General features: G+C 62.6%; 19 protein-coding genes and 1 pseudogene. 9 read left to right on the top strand and 11 right to left on the bottom strand.

Going from position 1 to position 17,012, the window contains the following annotated elements; translation table 11 throughout:
* Positions 1 to 110 precede the first annotated feature (110 nt).
* The 3 genes from ACI2JX_RS10580 to ACI2JX_RS10570 form a co-directional block, all read right to left on the bottom strand.
* Complete coding sequence (locus ACI2JX_RS10580; protein ID WP_186553743.1) at positions 111 to 1,016, bottom strand: alpha/beta fold hydrolase; 906 nt, start codon at positions 1,014 to 1,016, stop codon at positions 111 to 113.
* A 181-nt stretch (positions 1,017 to 1,197) separates the two neighbouring features.
* Positions 1,198 to 1,884 carry an LrgB family protein gene (locus tag ACI2JX_RS10575; RefSeq protein ID WP_264236408.1) on the bottom strand — a complete coding sequence of 229 codons (687 nt, stop codon included), beginning with the start codon at positions 1,882 to 1,884 and terminating at the stop codon, positions 1,198 to 1,200.
* A complete protein-coding gene (locus tag ACI2JX_RS10570; protein WP_186553741.1) occupies positions 1,874 to 2,260 on the bottom strand; it encodes a CidA/LrgA family protein in 387 nt (128 codons plus the stop codon). The genes ACI2JX_RS10575 and ACI2JX_RS10570 overlap by 11 nt, the downstream gene beginning before the upstream one ends.
* A gap of 100 nt (positions 2,261 to 2,360) precedes the next feature.
* Between ACI2JX_RS10570 and ACI2JX_RS10565 the strand changes: the two genes are divergently transcribed.
* The gene (locus ACI2JX_RS10565; protein WP_404690047.1) at positions 2,361 to 3,239 is read left to right on the top strand and encodes a LysR substrate-binding domain-containing protein; all 879 of its coding nucleotides are present in this window, start codon (positions 2,361 to 2,363) and stop codon (positions 3,237 to 3,239) included.
* A 14-nt stretch (positions 3,240 to 3,253) separates the two neighbouring features.
* Here ACI2JX_RS10565 and ACI2JX_RS10560 read toward each other — a convergent pair whose 3' ends face one another.
* Positions 3,254 to 3,709 (bottom strand): flavodoxin, encoded by a 456-nt coding sequence (locus tag ACI2JX_RS10560; RefSeq protein ID WP_264236406.1) that lies wholly within the window; start codon positions 3,707 to 3,709, stop codon positions 3,254 to 3,256.
* Positions 3,710 to 3,814: 105 nt separating this feature from the next.
* Here ACI2JX_RS10560 and ACI2JX_RS10555 point away from each other — a divergent pair, with 105 nt between their 5' ends.
* Together ACI2JX_RS10555 and ACI2JX_RS10550 are read left to right on the top strand one after the other, a co-directional pair.
* The gene (locus ACI2JX_RS10555) at positions 3,815 to 4,255 is read left to right on the top strand and encodes a PAS domain S-box protein (RefSeq protein WP_404690046.1); all 441 of its coding nucleotides are present in this window, start codon (positions 3,815 to 3,817) and stop codon (positions 4,253 to 4,255) included.
* A gap of 59 nt (positions 4,256 to 4,314) precedes the next feature.
* On the top strand, positions 4,315 to 4,932 hold the full coding sequence (locus ACI2JX_RS10550; RefSeq protein ID WP_368972254.1) for a hypothetical protein: 618 nt from the start codon (positions 4,315 to 4,317) through the stop codon (positions 4,930 to 4,932).
* Here the strand turns inward: ACI2JX_RS10550 and ACI2JX_RS10545 are convergent.
* The gene (locus ACI2JX_RS10545; protein WP_404690045.1) at positions 4,917 to 5,858 is read right to left on the bottom strand and encodes a MerR family transcriptional regulator; all 942 of its coding nucleotides are present in this window, start codon (positions 5,856 to 5,858) and stop codon (positions 4,917 to 4,919) included. The genes ACI2JX_RS10550 and ACI2JX_RS10545 overlap by 16 nt on opposite strands.
* 216 nt (positions 5,859 to 6,074) lie before the next feature.
* Between ACI2JX_RS10545 and ACI2JX_RS10540 the strand changes: the two genes are divergently transcribed.
* From ACI2JX_RS10540 to ACI2JX_RS10525, 4 genes are all read left to right on the top strand, one after another.
* Positions 6,075 to 6,647 (top strand): antibiotic biosynthesis monooxygenase, encoded by a 573-nt coding sequence (locus tag ACI2JX_RS10540; RefSeq protein ID WP_264236401.1) that lies wholly within the window; start codon positions 6,075 to 6,077, stop codon positions 6,645 to 6,647.
* Positions 6,648 to 6,725: 78 nt separating this feature from the next.
* Positions 6,726 to 7,418: a dihydromonapterin reductase gene (gene folM, locus ACI2JX_RS10535; protein ID WP_264236400.1), complete on the top strand. Its 693-nt coding sequence runs from the start codon at positions 6,726 to 6,728 to the stop codon at positions 7,416 to 7,418.
* A gap of 11 nt (positions 7,419 to 7,429) precedes the next feature.
* Positions 7,430 to 7,726: a DUF1244 domain-containing protein gene (locus tag ACI2JX_RS10530; protein ID WP_264236399.1), complete on the top strand. Its 297-nt coding sequence runs from the start codon at positions 7,430 to 7,432 to the stop codon at positions 7,724 to 7,726.
* Complete coding sequence (locus ACI2JX_RS10525) at positions 7,719 to 8,060, top strand: HopJ type III effector protein (RefSeq protein ID WP_404690044.1); 342 nt, start codon at positions 7,719 to 7,721, stop codon at positions 8,058 to 8,060. The genes ACI2JX_RS10530 and ACI2JX_RS10525 overlap by 8 nt, the downstream gene beginning before the upstream one ends.
* A 93-nt stretch (positions 8,061 to 8,153) precedes the next feature.
* Here ACI2JX_RS10525 and ACI2JX_RS10520 read toward each other — a convergent pair whose 3' ends face one another.
* The 3 genes from ACI2JX_RS10520 to fabV all read right to left on the bottom strand — a co-directional run bounded on the left by ACI2JX_RS10520 (position 8,154) and on the right by fabV (position 11,200).
* Positions 8,154 to 9,062 (bottom strand): alpha/beta fold hydrolase, encoded by a 909-nt coding sequence (locus ACI2JX_RS10520; RefSeq protein ID WP_404690043.1) that lies wholly within the window; start codon positions 9,060 to 9,062, stop codon positions 8,154 to 8,156.
* A gap of 95 nt (positions 9,063 to 9,157) precedes the next feature.
* On the bottom strand, positions 9,158 to 9,844 hold the full coding sequence (locus tag ACI2JX_RS10515) for an N-acetyltransferase (protein ID WP_404690042.1): 687 nt from the start codon (positions 9,842 to 9,844) through the stop codon (positions 9,158 to 9,160).
* Positions 9,845 to 10,000: 156 nt separating this feature from the next.
* Positions 10,001 to 11,200 (bottom strand): enoyl-ACP reductase FabV, encoded by a 1,200-nt coding sequence (gene fabV, locus ACI2JX_RS10510; protein WP_264236396.1) that lies wholly within the window; start codon positions 11,198 to 11,200, stop codon positions 10,001 to 10,003.
* A gap of 309 nt (positions 11,201 to 11,509) precedes the next feature.
* Here fabV and ACI2JX_RS10505 point away from each other — a divergent pair.
* Positions 11,510 to 11,812, top strand: a pseudogene (locus ACI2JX_RS10505) (agmatine deiminase family protein); the annotation flags it as partial.
* A 450-nt stretch (positions 11,813 to 12,262) separates the two neighbouring features.
* On the opposite strand, the gene ACI2JX_RS10500 reads toward ACI2JX_RS10505, so the two are convergent.
* Together ACI2JX_RS10500 and ACI2JX_RS10495 are read right to left on the bottom strand one after the other, a co-directional pair.
* The gene (locus tag ACI2JX_RS10500) at positions 12,263 to 12,799 is read right to left on the bottom strand and encodes a cytochrome b/b6 domain-containing protein (protein ID WP_404690041.1); all 537 of its coding nucleotides are present in this window, start codon (positions 12,797 to 12,799) and stop codon (positions 12,263 to 12,265) included.
* Positions 12,799 to 13,065: a PepSY domain-containing protein gene (locus ACI2JX_RS10495; protein ID WP_186553722.1), complete on the bottom strand. Its 267-nt coding sequence runs from the start codon at positions 13,063 to 13,065 to the stop codon at positions 12,799 to 12,801. Before ACI2JX_RS10495 ends, ACI2JX_RS10500 begins: the two co-directional genes overlap by 1 nt.
* Positions 13,066 to 13,296: 231 nt before the next feature.
* On the opposite strand from ACI2JX_RS10495, the gene ACI2JX_RS10490 reads away from it, so the two are divergent.
* Complete coding sequence (locus ACI2JX_RS10490) at positions 13,297 to 14,478, top strand: acetyl-CoA C-acetyltransferase (protein WP_404690040.1); 1,182 nt, start codon at positions 13,297 to 13,299, stop codon at positions 14,476 to 14,478.
* Between the two features lie 125 nt (positions 14,479 to 14,603).
* Here the strand turns inward: ACI2JX_RS10490 and metE are convergent, their stop codons facing one another.
* Positions 14,604 to 16,913: a 5-methyltetrahydropteroyltriglutamate--homocysteine S-methyltransferase gene (gene metE / locus ACI2JX_RS10485; protein ID WP_404690039.1), complete on the bottom strand. Its 2,310-nt coding sequence runs from the start codon at positions 16,911 to 16,913 to the stop codon at positions 14,604 to 14,606.
* Between the last annotated feature and the right edge of the window lie 99 nt (positions 16,914 to 17,012).

Genomic DNA, 17,012 nt, shown 5'->3' with positions numbered 1-17,012 from the left:
GGATTTAAGGCAGTGTCGGCCAGCCAAGTGCCCGGAACAATCAAGCGCACTGGAGCTGAATGATGAGCGATAAGACAGGCCGATGGTTGCCACCGGCCTGCACTCTGGCGCTACGACCAGGCGACCTTCTGCGGCAGATAGCTCATCGGCTGCTCACGAAAGGCCAGGTAGTGGCGCAGCACCTGTACCGGTGCTTCGATATGCGGATAGTGGCCTATGCCCTGCAGCAGCACGGTGTCCGGATCGGGGACCTGCTGGCGGTAAGCCTCGACCATGTGCGCGCCGGACAACGGATCGACGGCACCGTTGATAAAGCGCAGCGGCACCCCGTCATGTTGCAGCGCCCCCACCCAGCGCTCGCGGTAAAAGCGCCGTTCCGGGACGAAGCTCATCAACTTGTGCAGGATCCGCGTGCCTCGGTTGGAAACGATCAGGCTCCAACTGTCATCCAGTGCGCTCTCGCTGGGGTGGGTGCAAGGGCCATACACCTGGGTGACATTGCGCACCAGATCGTCGCGGCCAAACGAGCGCCCCACCAGCCACCCCAGGGGGCTGAGCAGCAGCTTCTGCACCAGCAGCAATGGGCAGCGCTCGGGGAACAAGGCGCTGTTGAGGAACACACAGCTGGCGATCTCGGCACGCCCTTCATGATGGCGCGCGAGCAGCTCCTGGGCCACGCTGCCACCGTAGTCGTGGGCCAGCAGATGCGCAGGCTGATCGATCTTCAAATGAGCCAGCAACGCCAATTGCAGATCAGCCTGCTCCATCAGGCTGTAGCTGTGCCCCAGGGGCTTGGCGGAATCGCCGAAGCCGATCATGTCGCAGGCGATAACGCGAAAACGCTGCGCAAGGGGCGCCCACAGGTAGTGCCAGTCCCAACTGGCGGTAGGAAAACCGTGGAGTAGTAGCAGTGGCTCTCCTTGCCCTGCTGTCCAGTAGCGGATGCTCTGGCCCCGGAATGAGAAACTCTGACCCCGGGTTCGCCAGACGCACAATGGAATTTCGGCCAAAGGCATCACAGTGGTCCCGGGAGGTTGGGGGTGAAGGAATACGGCAAGGCTGCGGTCATTGCATGTCACCTCGGCACTTACATGTGCTCTCTATGTCGCGTCGAGGCACAGTCTAGTCAGCGCGAGCAGTGGCGGAACTTACCTTGGCAGCCAGCTTGATGACCTAACAGGTCAGGTGTATGAACGGTCAGAGCAGCATCGCCAGCAAGGGCGCGGCAAACAGGTTGAGCAGCCCGGTCAAGACCATGACCAAGCCGGCCACAGAACCTTCTTCGCGGCCCACTTCCTGTGCCCGACTGACCCCGGCGCCGTGCGCACCGACCCCGAACAACGCACCACGCGCCAGGGGCGTACGCAGCGGCAGGTAGCGCAACAAGATGCCGCCGAACATGGCGCCGAGCACGCCGGTGAACATCACGAACACCGCAGTCAGTTCCGGTACTCCACCCAAGTCACGCGCCAGGGGCATGGCAAAAGGCGTGGTAATCGAGCGCGGCAGCAACGATAGGCTGACCGCATCATCCAGCGCCAGCCAATGGGCCAGGCCCCAGGAGCTGGCGATCGATGCGGCGCTACCGGCCAGCATACCCACCAACAACGCCGGCCAGTGCCGCGCCAGCAAAGCCTTCTGCTGCCAGATGGGGACGGCGAAGGCCACCGTCACCGGGCCTAGCACGCCCATCAGCCAGTGGGTATTGCGGGCATATTCGGCATAGGCGGTATGCAACGGCAGCGCCACCGCCAACAGCAAAGCCGGTACCAGGATCAACGGAGACAGCAGATAGCGCCCGCTGCGCCGGTACAGCCAGCGGCTGCCCAGATAGGCCAGCAAGGTCAGCGCGAGCCAGAACAGCGGCATGGGCTCAAGACTCATGGCGCAGGCTCCAGCGGCACACCAGCTCGACCGTCACCGCCGTGACCACCATCACCAGCAGGGTACTCACGGCGATCACCAGCAGAATGCGCCAACCCTCGTCGCGCAGCAGGCTGCCGTAGTCGAGCAGGCTCATCAGCGCAGGGATGAAGAACAGCAGCATCTCGGCCATCAGCCAGCCGGCGCCCAGTTGCAGCATGGCCGGCTTGAGAATGCCGCTGGCAAACAACACCAGCAGCAGCGCCAGCCCCATCACTCCTCCGGGGATGGGCCAGCCGAACCACACGGCGAGCTGGCCGCCGAGCAGAAACAAAACGAGCAGCACCGCCAGTTCAATCAGCAGGCGGGCGAATTTCTTCAACAACAGGGCGTTCATGGGGCGGGGTTCCTCGAGCAGGTGCCCATTGTAAAATTTGCCTGCCTAGGCCAGAAGCGAATTGTTAGACTTAAGCCCATTCCAAAATGGAATTCAGAACATGGAATTCAAACAACTGCGCAGCTTCATCGAGGTGGTGCACCGCGGTGGCTTCACCCAGGCCGCGCTGACCCTGCATATCAGCCAATCAGCCGTGAGCAAGCAGGTCGCCCAGCTGGAGCAAGATGTGGGCCAGCCGCTGCTTGAGCGGCAGGGCTCGCAATTGCACCTGACAGCGGCTGGGCGAATTGTCCTGGAGCGCGGCGAGGCGCTGCTGCGCCAGCGTCAGGAACTGCAAAGCGAGTTGGATGACCTGAGCCAGATGGCCCGTGGCGAACTGCGCCTGGGCTTGCCACTGCTGGGTAGCGATGCGCTGTTCGCCGGATTGTTCGCCGAATACCGGCGCCGGCATCCGAACATCGCCATCCAATTGCTGGAAGGCGGCAGCCGCACGGTGGAGCAGGCGGTCAAAAGCGGCGAGCTGGAGCTGGGCGGTAGCCTGACGCCGAGCGATGGCGACTTTGAGTACCAGCCATTCTGCAATGAACCGCTGGATGCCCTGCTGCCGGCGGATCATCCGCTTGCCGGGCTGGCTCAGGTCGAGTTGCGCCAACTGGCCGAAACGCCGTTTTTGCTGTATCAGCGCAGTTTCGTGCTCAATGACCGCTTGCTTAGCGCCTGCCAGCAGGTGGGGTTCACCCCTAAAGAAGGCGGGCGCAGCGGCCAGGCGGACTTTCTTGCCGCGCTGGTTGCCGCTGGCCAGGGGGTGGTGTTGCTGCCCCGGGTGGTGGCACGGGCGCTGGAACGCCCTGGGGTGGTGCGTTTGCCGCTGTTGGCGCCGGACTATTTGCGTTGGGATATCGCTTTTATCTGGCGCCGCGGGGCATACCTGTCACGGGCGGCGCAGGCCTGGTTGAACCTATTGCGCGAGCAGGTTTGAGGCCAGCACCAGACTCAGCCCTTGAGGGCAGCGGCAAACTCCGCCAACCACGGCTCGGCATCGGTTTCCGGCGTCACGGTTTCGCTGGCATCCAAGCGCAACATCGGCAGCACCTCACGCACGCCCAATTCAGCAAACAGCTCGCGCATCTGCTCGCCACCGCCGCAATAGGTGTCGCCATAGCTCGAATCACCCAGGCCGATCACCGCACCTGGCAAGCCACGCCAGGCTGCCGGCAAGGTGTCGCGGAGGGTGCTGTACAGCGGCATCAGGTTATCCGGCAGCTCGCCCATGCCGGTGGTCGAGGTGACGGCCAAAAATGCCTCCGGGGCAAACCCTTGAATATCCTGCAAGGTAGCCCGCGCGGCGTGCCAGGCTTCATGGCCTGCCGCCTTGAGCAACGCTTGGGCATGACGAGCAACTTCTTCGGCGGTGCCATACACCGACCCGGAAATAATGGCGACTTTCATCTGAAAGAGGATTCCGAAACTGAGTGAAAACGTAGGATACTAGCATCCGGCGATAGCAAAAGGCCGCCTAAGCCAAAAGTCCCCTCCTCTGCCAATGGTCCAAAGATGATCAACGCGCACCTGCTGCAATCCATGATCGATGCCTCCAACGACGGGATCGTCATCGCTGAACAAGAAGGCGATGAAGACACCATCCTGATCTACGTGAACCCGGCATTCGAACGCCTCACAGGCTTTGCGCGCGATGAGATTCTCTACCAGGACTGCCGCTTCTTGCAGGGTGACGATCGCGACCAGATTGCCCGCTCGCGCATTCGCAAAGCCTTGAAAGAAGGCCAGCCGTGCCGTGAAGTGCTGCGCAACTACCGCAAGGATGGCAGCGCGTTCTGGAACGAACTGTCGATAACCCCGGTGCACAACGCCGCTGAAAAACGTACCTATTTCATCGGTATCCAGAAGGACGTCAGCCGTCAGGTCGAGCTGCAACGTGAGCTGGATAACGCGCGCGCTCGCCTGGCTGAACTGGAATCTCAACTGCACGCTTGAACCAAGCGCCTCGGACGCGGTCAATCACGTTGAAGAAATCGCCACTCTCGAGCTCGATCATGCACGCAAACGCCCTCCTGACCCAGGACGAAATGGATTTCATCCAGGATATGCAGCATTCGCCGCAGTTGAACCTGGCCGACTCCATGTCGAGCCTGCTGGTCAATGGCGACCCGCAGATCCAGCAGTTGCTGACCCGCCTGGTGGCCAATGAACAGGTCACCCTGCAGGCGCAGTTCAACAACCAGCAGATCAGCTTCCCGCTGCAGTTGGTCGAGGACGAATTCCACGCCCTGCACTTGCAGGTAGGTTCTCCGGAAATCTACGAAGATGGCCCGATGCTGCGCCCTTGGCGGCTGTCGATGGAACAGCCTTCGGCGCTGCTGGGCGAGCATGGCGAACACAGCGGCTTGTGGGTCAGGGACATCTCGTTCAAGGGTGCACTGGTGGAAATCCGTGGTCTGGCCCAAGCGCCATCACGCTTCGACCTGCGTTTCGCCCCCGAAGGCATCCCGGCGATCGGCCTGCATGGCGTGCTGCGCCGACGCATTGGCCGTGACCTGGCCGCCTACGACCTCAGCCGCAGCCCAGCGCACGAGATCGAACGCCTGCGTGAGTACATCCTCCAGGCCCATCGCCTGGCCCACCCCGAGCTGCATACTCAGGTATCGAGCTGACCCGCCAGGTACTGGCGTAGGCGCTTGCGCATCAGGCTGCCGTTGGCGCCCAGGCAAGCCACGGGACTGCCGGCCAGATGATCCTGGGCCATTTCTGCTACTTCTCCAGCCAGCAATAGCGGACAGCCAAGGCCCAACACCCATCGCGCCAGTCGCTTGCCCAACTCAGCGGTAGGCCGTTGGTTGGAAAACAGCACCAAGGCATCCGGGCTCAAGCGCTCGCAAACCAGCGTCAGCTCATCCAGGGGTTGCCCTGGCGCCAGCACCACCACGCTCACTTCATCACTGCTCAGCAGCAAGCCTGCGACCAGCAGCTCAAGCTCCAGCGCTCCGCTGCTCAGCGGCGCCAGCACTATGCGCCGATTACGCGGGCCACGTGACAGTTGCAGGCGCATCAGCACCCGCCCCCGCAGAAACTGGTCGAGAAACGCCCACTCGCTCATTTGTCCAAAACTTGCGTGACCTGCACGCAGGCTGTGCCAGACCGGCATGAACACCTCATCGAACACCGGATCCAGGGCATTGCTGGCAAACACCTGGTCAAACAGCCGATCGAGGCTGGCGCCGTCAAAGCGCTGCACAGCTTCACGCACTTCGGTACGCCAGCGCACGCGTTCATCGGCGTTGCTAGCAGCCCAGCCGTCCTGCGCCAACGCCTGACCGCGGGCCAGGATGCTGCCGACCTTGCTCACTGCCACACCGCGTTCCAGCCAACCTAGGATGCTGCGGATATCGTCGATGTCCGCTTGGGAATACAGGCGATGGCCGCTGTCGGTGCGAGTCGGCTGGATCAATCCGTAACGGCGCTCCCACGCGCGCAGGGTCACGGGGTTAACGCCAGTCAACTTCGCCACCTCGCGGATCGGATACAGCTGCTGGTAGTCCAGATCAGCTGCGCTGGTTGAGGCCGATAGCTGCTTGTTCATGCGCCCAGATGCCCTGTCTCAGGTAATTGAAAGGCATTTTACGCCCGCTTGCACACAGTGCTCAGTGTATCCCGTTCGCCGTCTGAAACTGACGGGTCATGAAATATCCGCGATAATCGCGCCCGATTCTTGCAAGCCTGCTTGCGTCGCCCACCACCCCGGGCGACGAAGCCAAGGGGCCAGCTACCCGCCAGCCTCGTCGCCAGGAGATACACGATGTCTACCCCACCCGTCACCTTGATGGTGTCGCGCCGCGCCGCCCATGGCCGCTACCAGGACCTACTGACCTGGCTGCATGAAGGCGAGCAGCTGGCCACCGACTTCCCCGGCTACCTGGGCTCGGGCATTCTCGCACCGCCCGCCGAGGGCGATGAATTCCAGATTATCTTCCGTTTCACCAACGAGCAGACCCTGCACAGCTGGGAGCATTCCGCGTCGCGGCGCGCCTGGCTGCAACGCGGTGATGGCTTGTTCGAACGCCCCAAAGAGACGCGCGTCAGCGGCATTGATGACTGGTTTGGCACTAATATGGTGCAAAAACCGCCGCGCTGGAAGCAAGCGGTCGCCATCTGGCTGGCGTTCTTTCCGGTTTCGCTGCTGTTCAACGTGGTCTTCGGCCACTGGCTGGCGCCACTCGACCTGGTGCCCAGAGTGCTGCTCAGCACCCTGGCCCTGACGCCGGTGATGGTCTACCTGTTCATCCCGTTGTCGACCCGTCTGCTGGCCCCCTGGCTGCACCCGACGCCGGCCAACGCCAGCCAACCGGCACGAGGGCTGCGCAGCCGCTGAGGCACGCCACGCAAGAGGCAGACAGTTCGGGTATGCTGGTGCATCACTGCACGCACAGACAAGTAGACTGCCCCGAACATGAATAGCCCTATCCTCGTAACCGGAGCCAGCCAACGCGTAGGGCTGGCCCTGGCGCTTGAACTGGCACAGGCCGGCCATACGGTGGTCAGTGCCAGTCGCAGCATTCTTGCGCAGTCGGCGCACCCGAACATCGTCCAGTTCCGCGCCGACCTCTGCCAGCAGGCCGACCGCCAGGCGCTGATCGAGCACCTGCACACCCACTACGACGGGCTGCGGGCGATCATCCACAACGCCTCGGTGTGGCTCGATGACGGCCTGGATAACCTCGACATGATGTTCCGCCTGCATGTCGAGGCGCCCTACCACCTCAACCTGGCCCTGGGTGAACTGCTGGCCAAGGTCGACAAGGCCGATATCATTCACATCTGCGACGAAACCTCCTCACGCGGCAGCAAGAGCCACATCGGCTACGCCGCGACCAAGGCTGCGCTGCAGAACATGGTGCTGTCGTTTGCCGAGAAATACGCGCCCAAGGTGCGCGTCAACGGTATCCTGCCGGGCTTGCTGATCCTCAAGGAAGGTGGCGACGAAGCCTACCGCCAGCAAACCTTGAAAAAAGCCCTGCTGGAGTTCGAACCCGGCGCCGGGCCGCTGATCGAGGCGGTCAAATACCTGCTCGACAGCCAGTACAGCACTGGCAGCCAGGTGGTCATCAATGGTGGCCGCCATCTGAAGAACCGCATGACCTGAGGGAAGCTCCCATGACCGCGCAACAACAACTCGAACTCGAAGCCGCCGCGTTCCGGCGCCTGGTCGAACACCTGCGAAAACGTACCGACGTGCAGAACATCGACCTGATGAACCTCTCCGGTTTCTGCCGTAACTGCCTGTCCAAGTGGTACAAGGCCGCAGCCGACGAGCAGCAGATCGAGCTGAGCATGGATGACGCCCGCGAAGCGGTGTACGGCATGCCCTATGCCCAGTGGAAAGCCCAATACCAGAAAGAAGCCAGCGCCGAGCAGCAAGCGGCGTTCGAACAAGGAAAACCTCGTGACTGATCTGAACACCCTGCGCGCCAGCCTTGCCAGCGGCGAACACGTTTTTGCCGATACCCTGGCGTTCATTGCCGAGCACTACAGCTACCACCCTCAAGCGTTCAGCAATGGCGGCGTGGAGAACGCTGCCGGGCAAAACGAAGGCTCCTGCAAGACCTTGGGCCTGGCATTGCTCGAAGGCCTGAGCGACCAAGAGGCGCTGCTGGCGTTTGGCGAGCACTACCGCAGCGTAGTGGCCACGCCTGATGGCAGCGACCACGGCAATATCCGCGCGCTGATCGCCCATGGTCTGGCCGGGGTCAAGTTCGCTGAGCAGCCGCTCAAGCGTCTGGCCTGATTCGCTTCGCGGTAAATCCCGCTCCAACAGTGCTCTGTAGGAGCGGCGGTGCGCCGCTGCGACTTGCCCGCGAAGAGGCCAGAGCTGCCTCCATCAGCTGATGATCTGCCCCGGCACCTCAGCCCCCAGCTCCCCCTGCCCTAACCACCTCAGGGCAATCGGCCACAGCGCCTCGCGAAAACGATCGTGAAAAAACGCAAAATGGCCGATCTCATCCACTGAGATATCCCCAGGCGCCACCCGCAGATGCAGCCGCTCGGCGTGGGTCAGGTACCCCAGCAGACGCTCAGTCGCCGCCACCGTACCAAACGGATCATCGGTCAGGCTGATTGCCAATGTCGCTGCCCGCACTTGGGCAAACGGCAAGCTGTCCAGCGAGCGTGCACTGGGCCTGTGCTCAAAGCGCGGCGTGCGCGTGCTCCAGTCCTCCACCACCCCTGCCGGGGTATCCTCCAGCCAGCCCAGCCGCTTGCCCGGGAAATAGCCATAGACCCGCGTCAACAACGGCATCAGCACATGCCACTTGCCAAACAACTGCCAGCGCTGCTGCGCCGCATAGTCGCGCCAGTAGGCAAACTGCGCGCCGACCATCACCACCCGCCGCACCTGCTCGGCAGACGGCGCCAGGCCAACCGCCCAGCCGCCAAAGCTATGCCCCACCACATCCACGGGCTGCCCTGCGAACTGCTCGGCTGCGCGCTGCAACATGGCTTCGAAATCCAACCGCCCCCAGTCGCTCCACGAAGCACTGAACCCGCGCAACGACGCCGGCCGTGACTCGCCGATACCACGGTAATCGTAGGTCAGCACATCGAAGCCCTGGGCAAACAGGTAGTCGGCAAAACGCGAGTAGTAACGACAGCGCACCGAGGTCGCGGCATTGATGATCACCAGCGGACGCTGGGGATCGGGTTGGGCATGACGCCACTGGAAACCGCCGAGGCTGTAACCATCGGCGGCTGGCTGGCGAAAGGCACTGGCGGGTTGAGTGAGGCTGCTCATGGCGCGCTCCCTGCGGCGTCGCGCCTACAGGAAAAGGCGGACACACGAATTGTTGTCCGCCAACGCTAGCAAAAAATCAGCGCCAAGCCATCCCCTCAGGTCGTCGACAGGGCGCGAGCCACGCCTGGCTTGCGCAGCACTTCCAGGCGCGAACCGTGATAGTGGCTCTCGCGGAACAGTTTGAAGCGGCCGAACAGGCCGTACACATGCATCACCCGGCCCTGCTCGTGGTAGCCCATGCGCAGGTGCAGTTTCATCGCCGGCACGTTGTGCGTCTCGACCACATCCACCACCTTGTGGCAGCCCTTCTCGCGCATGGTGTTCCACAGTGCGACCTGGGCGGTCACCGATAGCTCACTGCCAAAGTAGCGGCGGATCATTTCACCGCCGAACTCGAAGAATTCCCCCGGTTTGACCGGGAAGGTGCAGCCGTAATAGTGCTTGTCGTGATAGTCGACCACGCTGGCCCAGATGAAGGCGATCGCATCGCCCTGCTCGTCCAGGTACATGTGCCCGGTATGCCCGGCAGCGGCCAGTTCGCGCATGGTTTCGACGCGGTCGCCAAAGTGGCGAGCGAAGGCATCGGCATTGTCGGTGGTGATTTCCACCAGGGTGACCGGCGGGTGCTCTTTAAGCTTGCAAGGGGGGACGGGGCTGATCAAATCGCGTTCCATCCACAGCAGTTCCCAGTGGAAAAACACGTAACGTTCGAACAGCGTCTTGAAGGTGCGCTTGAGACCTTTTCGCCTTATGCGTTCTTGTAGTTTTTGCAGTGCACTCATACCGCCTCCCAGGCCACGGCGAAATTGCCCGGCCAATAACTGCGGTATAGATGGCGGCCATATCAAATGGCCAGCAGATAATGTGTTGCAAGATGTTAACAAGCCCAGGCGGGAACCGTACACCTGGGGAAAACAGGTGCACGGTCAATGGCTTGCTTACAGCTCGACGCAGTCGAACCGTACGTCGGTGGCTACGTCTTGATCATAGTCAACATCCTGACGCTCGAAACCGAACAGGTTGAGGAACTGCTTCTTGTAACCGGCATAGTCGGTCAGCTCGAACAGATTCTCGGTGCTCACTTGCGGCCACAGGGCCTTGCAGGCGTCCTGAACGTCGTCGCGTAGCTCCCAGTCGTCCAGGCGCAGGCGGCCTTCGCTGTCCAGCTCGGCCGGCTGGCCATCGGCGCGGTACATGCGATCACGGAACATGCGATCGAGCTGATCCTGAGTGCCTTCGTGGACGTTTTTCTCTTTCATGATCTTGAAGACCATCGACAGGTACAGCGGCATCACCGGGATGGCCGAGCTGGCCTGGGTCACTACCGACTTGAGCACGGCCACGTTGGCGCCGCCACCGACCTGCTTGTTCAGGCGCTTGGCGGTTTCGTCCAGGTCTTGCTTGGCCTTGCCCAGCGCACCGTGCCAGTAGATCGGCCAGGTGATTTCAGTGCCGATGTAGCTGAAGGCGACAGTGCGCGCATCGTCGGTCAGCACGTCGGCCTGCGACAGGGCATCGATCCACAGCTGCCAGTCCTGGCCACCCATGACGGTCACGGTGTCGGCGATTTCCTGCTCGGTGGCAGGCTCGATGCTGGCTTCGATGATGGTGTCTTTGTTGGTGTCGATCGCGGTCGACTTGTACGGCTCGCCGATTGGCTTGAGCGCCGAGCGCACCAGCTCACCGGTCTGTGGCAGCTTGCGCACAGGCGAGGCCAGCGAGTAGATGACCAGGTCGACCTTGCCGCCCATTTCGTTCTTGATCAGCTCGATGACCTTGGCGCGGGCTTCGTCGGAGAAGGCATCACCATTGATCGACTTGCTGTACAGGCCTTCGGCCTTGGCGAACTTGTCGAACGCGGCGGCGTTGTACCAGCCGGCGGTGCCTGGCTTGGTTTCGGTGCCCGGCTTTTCGAAGAACACGCCCAGGGTGTCGGCCTTGAAGCCGAATGCGGCGGTGATGCGCGCTGCCAGGCCGTAGCCGCTGGAAGCACCGATCACCAAGACCTTCTTCGGACCATCCTCGCGCACGCCCAGCTTGCGGGTGGCTTCGATCTGGTCACGGACGTTGAGCTCGCAGCCCTTGGGGTGAGTCGTGGTGCAGATGAAACCGCGAACCTTGGGATGAATGATGGCCAATGTCTGTACCTCGTCAGGTTTATGCTGAGGAGCCGCGCCGCATGGGCCGGATCCGTTGATCAGAGGGTGAGACTACCCCCGCAGGTTATCCGACACATATTACGGGGTGATTGAGTGATGCAAAAGGCTGCCGGCCACATCGCGGGACATGTCGCAGCGGCGCAGCAACTGTGGGAGCGGGCTTGCCCCGCGATGAGGCCAGCCCAGACACCCTCAGTCCGCCAGCTCACCCCGCAACCACGCCAGAAACTGCCGCGCCAGCGGATCATCCTGGCTATCGCGATGCACCAGGCAGGCCCAGGCAGGCGCAAGGGCGCGACCGATGCCGACGGCCGCCCGCTTGAAATTCACACCGTATCGCCGCCGCTGGCGCCCAGGCGCAGCAAGTACAGCTGCGGCAATCCGGATTTTGCGGCGGGGTATATCAACTACTTCGTGATCAACGGAGCGGTGATTGCGCCGCAGTTTGGCGACAAACGTGCGGAGGGCAAGGCGCGTGACTTGCTGGTGAAGCTGTATTCAGGGCGCGAAGTGGTGCAGCTGGATATCGATGCGATTGCAGCCGGGGGTGGCGGGATTCACTGCGTTACCCATCAGTGCCCCGCTGTGTGACTGATGGTCAATGGGGCTGCTTTGCAGCCCTTCGCGGGCAAGCCCGCTCCCACAGGGGTAGCGGAGATCTTGAGGGTAGCGTAGTACCTGTGGGAGCGGGCTTGCCCGCGAAGGGCCGCAAGCGGCCCCATTCACCAATCCCACAGGGATAGCGCAGACCTTGAGGGTAGCGCAGTACCTTTGGGAGCGGGCTTGTCGGGACGCCGAACCGCCGCGAAGGGCCGCAAGCGGCCCCATTCACCAATCCCACAGGGATAGCGCAGACCTTGAGGGTAGCGCAGTACCTGTGGGAGCGGGCTTGTCGGGACGCCGAACCGCCGCGAAGGGCCGCAAGCGGCCCCATTCACCAATCCCACAGGGGTAGCGCAGACCTTGAGGGTAGCGCAGTACCTGTGGGAGCGGGCTTGTCGGGACGCCGAACCGCCGCGAAGGGCTGCAGAGCAGCCCCATTCACCGATCCCCAGGCCCCCGCCGCCACCCGGTAATCATCGACCAAGGCAAGTTCTCACCCAGCCGCACACTCTCGACCAGCGCCGCCAACACATGCACGCACACCAGCGCCAACAAGGCATTGGCCAGCACACTGTGCACATCCACCGGCCAATCCGCGCCCCATAGCGCGTCGACTTCCTGCGACAACCACCCAGTCAGCCCAAGCCCGGCGATACAGCCAAGCATCGCCAGCATCACCAACGCGCCAATCGGCGAATGCCCCAACCGGTGATACGGCTCACCCCGCAGCAGCGCCCGAGCGTGCGCCGCCAAGCGCACACGGGTCGGCCAAAAGTCCACCCAACGGGCACTGCGCGGGCCAACGAAACCCCATAGCAGCCGCAGCAACAGGCAGCTCAGCGCGTAATAACCCAGCCACTGATGCCAATCGTCGCCTTCTTCATTGAAGAAATAATTGGCGAAGAACACCACGGCAAACGACAGGTGACAAACGCGCAACAGCGGATCCCACAGCCGCACCCTGGCGGCTGGCATCAGTCTTCGATCTCGGTTTTCACCGCCTTGCCAGTGACTGGGTCATGATAGATCTCGACCTTGCGGCCATCCTTGTCGAAGCCATAGATCTCGTAGCAGTTGCCTTTGGTGACCTTGAACTTGTTGATCTTGTAGCCCTGCTCCTTGAGCTGGGTCTGGAATTTCTCTGGGTCTTGCCAGGTACTTTTCTCGGCGGTGGTGCATTGCGGCGAGGCGAGGGAAAGGCCACTGACAAGCAGCAACGTGAGCAGGATCAGGGTACGCATGACGATAAGCTCCAGTGAGAGTGAAACAGCACGCGGCGCGGCCAAGCTCATCTAGCGTAGCTGCGAATGCCTGGCGATGCTGGCTGCCACTGCTGCTGCCCCCGGGGACCATTCATTTGCATTTCAGATCAATCACAAAGAAAAACAAACTTAACAAATCAACCAATCCCGCCGATGCTGGTGGGAATGCGCCGCTGTCCTGGCGCCCCACCCTTCATGGAGAACAACAAAATGAATGAAGTCGTCATCGTCGCCGCCACCCGTACGGCCATTGGCAGTTTCCAGGGGGCGCTGGCCAGCGTGCCAGCGGTCGAGCTGGGCGCTGCGGTGATCAAGCGCCTGCTGGAGCAAGCCGGGCTGGACCCCGCCCAGGTCGATGAAGTGATCCTCGGCCAGGTGCTGACCGCCGGCGCCGGGCAGAACCCCGCGCGCCAGGCGGCGGTCAAGGCCGGCCTGCCGTTCGCAGTACCGGCGCTGACCCTGAACAAGGTCTGCGGCTCGGGCCTCAAAGCACTGCACCTGGCCACCCAGGCGATTCGCTGTGGCGATGCCGAGGTGGTGATTGCGGGCGGCCAGGAGAACATGAGCCTGTCGCCCTACGTCATGCCATCGGCGCGCAGCGGCCAACGCATGGGCCATGGGCAGTTGATCGACAGCATGATCAGCGATGGCCTGTGGGATGCGTTCAACGATTACCACATGGGCATCACGGCCGAGAACCTGGTGGACAAGTTCGACATCAGCCGCGAGCAGCAGGACGCCTTTGCCGCTGAATCCCAGCGCAAGGCGATTGCCGCCATCGAGGCTGGGCGCTTCAAAGATGAAATTACCCCGATCGTGCTGGCGCAGAAAAAAGGTGAGCCGAAAGTGGTCGACCGTGACGAACAACCGCGCGCTGACACCACGGCCGAGTCGCTGGCCAAACTGCGCCCGGCATTCAAGAAGGATGGCAGCGTGACGGCGGGCAATGCCTCCAGTCTCAACGATGGCGCTGCGGCGGTGCTGCTGATGAGTGCGGACAAAGCCAAGGCGCTGGGCCTGCCGGTGCTGGCGAAAATTGCCGGTTATGCCAGTGCCGGGGTCGATCCGGCGATCATGGGCATCGGGCCGGTATCGGCGACCCAGCGTTGCCTGGCCAAGGCCGGTTGGACGCTGGGCGATCTGGACTTGATCGAAGCCAACGAGGCGTTTGCCGCTCAGGCGCTGGCGGTGGGTAAATCGCTGGAGTGGGATGCTGCGCGGGTCAACGTCAACGGCGGCGCGATTGCCCTGGGGCATCCGATTGGGGCTTCGGGGTGCCGGGTGCTGGTCACGCTGTTGCACGAGATGATCAAGCGCGATGCCAAGAAGGGGCTGGCGACCTTGTGCATTGGCGGCGGGCAAGGCGTGGCGTTGGCGATCGAGCGCGAGTGATTTTTCGCCAGTGAGATTTTTGGGGCTGCGTTGCGGCCCCAACAACCCCCAGTTCAGAATCGATCTAAGCCCGCACAACGCAAAACGGGACGCAGTGCGTCCCGTTGTTTTGCTCAACTACCTGTTCAAGCCACCGCCGCACCACGCAGCTCGCGCGCAGCGGCGACCATGTTCACCAGCGCCGCCTCGGTCTCAGGCCAGCCACGGGTCTTCAGGCCGCAGTCGGGGTTGACCCACAGACGCTCAGCGGGAATGCGCTGCGCAGCCTTGCGCAGCAGCTTGACCATCTCCTCACGGCTCGGCACCCGCGGCGAGTGAATGTCGTACACGCCAGGGCCGATCTCGTTCGGGTAGTCGAACTTCTCGAACGCCTCCAGCAGCTCCATGTCCGAGCGCGAGGTTTCGATGGTGATTACGTCAGCGTCCATCGCCGCGATCGACTCGATCACATCGTTGAACTCGCTGTAGCACATGTGGGTGTGGATCTGGGTTTCATCACGCACCCCCGAGGCGCACAGGCGGAAGGCTTCGGTGGCCCACTCCAGGTAATTGGCCCAGGCGCTCTTGCGCAGCGGCAGGCCTTCGCGGAAAGCAGCTTCGTCGATCTGCACGATCTTGATGCCCGCCGCTTCCAGGTCCACCACCTCGTCACGAATCGCCAGCGCCAGCTGCCGGGCCTGCACTTCGCGGCTGACGTCTTCACGCGGGAACGACCACATCAGCATGGTGACCGGGCCAGTCAGCATGCCCTTCATGACCTTGCGGGTCAGGCCCTGGGCATACTTGATCCACTCTACGGTCATGGCTTGGGGGCGGCTCAAGTCACCGAAGATCACCGCCGGCTTGACGCAGCGCGAGCCGTAGCTCTGCACCCAGCCGAAGCGGGTGAACACATAGCCGTCGAGCTGCTCGGCGAAGTACTCGACCATGTCGTTGCGCTCGGCCTCGCCGTGCACCAGCACGTCCAGCCCCAGTTGCTCCTGGATTTGCACCGCGTGGCGGATTTCGCTGTGCATGGCCTCGACATACTCGGCCTCGGTCAACGTGCCCTGCTTGAACGACTGACGCGCCAGACGGATCGCCGAAGTCTGTGGGAACGAGCCAATGGTAGTGGTCGGATACGCCGGCAGGTCCAGCCCCGCCCGCTGCTTGACGATGCGCTGCTCAAAGGCCGACAGACGCTGGCTGTCGGCGGGCTTGATCGCCGCCAGACGGGCCTGCACAGCCGGTTTGTGAATGCGCGGCGAGGCAGCGCGGCTGGCCTGTACGGCGCGGCTGTCTTCCAGTGCGGCGTGCACGTCGGCGGCGCCTGGCTGGTTGATGGCCTTGGTCAGCACAGCGACTTCCTGGCACTTTTGCACGGCAAAGGCCAACCAGCTTCTCAGCTCGGCATCGAGCTGGTCTTCCCGGGCCAGGTCTACCGGGCTGTGCAGCAGCGAGCACGACGGCGCGACCCATAGCCGATCACCCAAACGCTCGGCAGCATGACGCAGCACGTCGAGGGCTTTTTCCAGATCGCAGCGCCAGACGTTGCGGCCATTGACCACGCCCAGCGACAGCACCTTGTAGGCCGGCAGGCGGTCGAGGATGGTCGGGTACTGCTCGGGGGCGCGCACCAGGTCGATGTGCAGGCCATCGACCGGCAGATTCGCCGCCAGGCCGAGGTTGTCTTCCAGGCCACCGAAGTAAGTCGCGACCAGCTTTTTCAGCGGCGCACGCTGAAGGATGTTGTAGACCCGCTCGTAGGCGTTTTTCCAGTTCTGTGGCAGATCCAGCACCAGGATCGGCTCATCGATCTGCACCCACTCCACGCCCTGCGCGGCCAGGCGGTTGAAGATCTCGTCGTACAGCGGCAGCAGGCGGTCGACCAGTTCCAGCTTGTCGAACTCAGTGCCCTTGGTCTTGCCCAGCCACAGGTAAGTCAGCGGACCGAGCACCATCGGCTTGACCGCATGGCCCAGCGCCTTGGCTTCGGCGACTTCCTCGAACAACTGCTCCCAGCTCAGTGTGAACTGTTGCTCGGCGGTGAATTCCGGGACCAGGTAGTGGTAGTTGGTGTCGAACCACTTGGTCATCTCCTGGGCGTGGGCGCCGCCGCAGCAGTTGTCGCTGCGGTCCGTCGCCACGGCGCCACGGGCCATGCTGAACAGGGTGTGCAGGGTCGGCTTGGCGCCGTTTTGGCCACGAAAGCGCTCCGGGATCACGCCGAAGGTCAGCGAGTGGGTCAGGACCTGGTCGTACCAGGCGAAGTCGCCGACCGGCAGCAGCTCGATGCCAGCGTCTTTTTGCGCCTGCCAGTGGGCGGCACGCAGCGCGCGGCCTACGGCGCGCAGGCCGGCTTCGTCGAGTTCGCCTTTCCAGAAAGCTTCCTGGGCTTTTTTCAGCTCACGATCGCGGCCGATGCGTGGAAAACCCAGGTTGTGTGCCAGTGCCATGTGCCTTGTCCCTTAGAGTGGAAATTCAATGAGGGAAGTTTGGCGGTACGGGCATCGTGAGACAAACTCATATAATTTAAGATGATCACGAGATTCATT

The organism is Pseudomonas sp. NPDC088890 (assembly GCF_044900155.1).
In the GTDB taxonomy this organism is placed as follows: Bacteria; Pseudomonadota; Gammaproteobacteria; order Pseudomonadales; family Pseudomonadaceae; genus Aquipseudomonas; species Aquipseudomonas urmiensis.
Note: the sequence above shows the minus strand (reverse complement) of the source record. Positions and strands in the feature narration are given on the sequence as shown.

What these genes read in the sequence shown, in the direction of transcription:
- ACI2JX_RS10580 (WP_186553743.1), bottom strand. Translation starts at nt 1,016, where the DNA reads ATGCCTTTGGCCGAAATTCCATTGTGCGTCTGGCGAACCCGGGGTCAG.
- ACI2JX_RS10575 (WP_264236408.1), bottom strand. Translation starts at nt 1,884, where the DNA reads ATGAGTCTTGAGCCCATGCCGCTGTTCTGGCTCGCGCTGACCTTGCTG.
- ACI2JX_RS10570 (WP_186553741.1), bottom strand. Translation starts at nt 2,260, where the DNA reads ATGAACGCCCTGTTGTTGAAGAAATTCGCCCGCCTGCTGATTGAACTG.
- ACI2JX_RS10565 (WP_404690047.1), top strand. Translation starts at nt 2,361, where the DNA reads ATGGAATTCAAACAACTGCGCAGCTTCATCGAGGTGGTGCACCGCGGT.
- ACI2JX_RS10560 (WP_264236406.1), bottom strand. Translation starts at nt 3,709, where the DNA reads ATGAAAGTCGCCATTATTTCCGGGTCGGTGTATGGCACCGCCGAAGAA.
- ACI2JX_RS10555 (WP_404690046.1), top strand. Translation starts at nt 3,815, where the DNA reads ATGATCAACGCGCACCTGCTGCAATCCATGATCGATGCCTCCAACGAC.
- ACI2JX_RS10550 (WP_368972254.1), top strand. Translation starts at nt 4,315, where the DNA reads ATGCACGCAAACGCCCTCCTGACCCAGGACGAAATGGATTTCATCCAG.
- ACI2JX_RS10545 (WP_404690045.1), bottom strand. Translation starts at nt 5,858, where the DNA reads ATGAACAAGCAGCTATCGGCCTCAACCAGCGCAGCTGATCTGGACTAC.
- ACI2JX_RS10540 (WP_264236401.1), top strand. Translation starts at nt 6,075, where the DNA reads ATGTCTACCCCACCCGTCACCTTGATGGTGTCGCGCCGCGCCGCCCAT.
- folM (WP_264236400.1), top strand. Translation starts at nt 6,726, where the DNA reads ATGAATAGCCCTATCCTCGTAACCGGAGCCAGCCAACGCGTAGGGCTG.
- ACI2JX_RS10530 (WP_264236399.1), top strand. Translation starts at nt 7,430, where the DNA reads ATGACCGCGCAACAACAACTCGAACTCGAAGCCGCCGCGTTCCGGCGC.
- ACI2JX_RS10520 (WP_404690043.1), bottom strand. Translation starts at nt 9,062, where the DNA reads ATGAGCAGCCTCACTCAACCCGCCAGTGCCTTTCGCCAGCCAGCCGCC.
- ACI2JX_RS10515 (WP_404690042.1), bottom strand. Translation starts at nt 9,844, where the DNA reads ATGAGTGCACTGCAAAAACTACAAGAACGCATAAGGCGAAAAGGTCTC.
- ACI2JX_RS10500 (WP_404690041.1), bottom strand. Translation starts at nt 12,799, where the DNA reads ATGCCAGCCGCCAGGGTGCGGCTGTGGGATCCGCTGTTGCGCGTTTGT.
- ACI2JX_RS10495 (WP_186553722.1), bottom strand. Translation starts at nt 13,065, where the DNA reads ATGCGTACCCTGATCCTGCTCACGTTGCTGCTTGTCAGTGGCCTTTCC.
- ACI2JX_RS10490 (WP_404690040.1), top strand. Translation starts at nt 13,297, where the DNA reads ATGAATGAAGTCGTCATCGTCGCCGCCACCCGTACGGCCATTGGCAGT.
- metE (WP_404690039.1), bottom strand. Translation starts at nt 16,913, where the DNA reads ATGGCACTGGCACACAACCTGGGTTTTCCACGCATCGGCCGCGATCGT.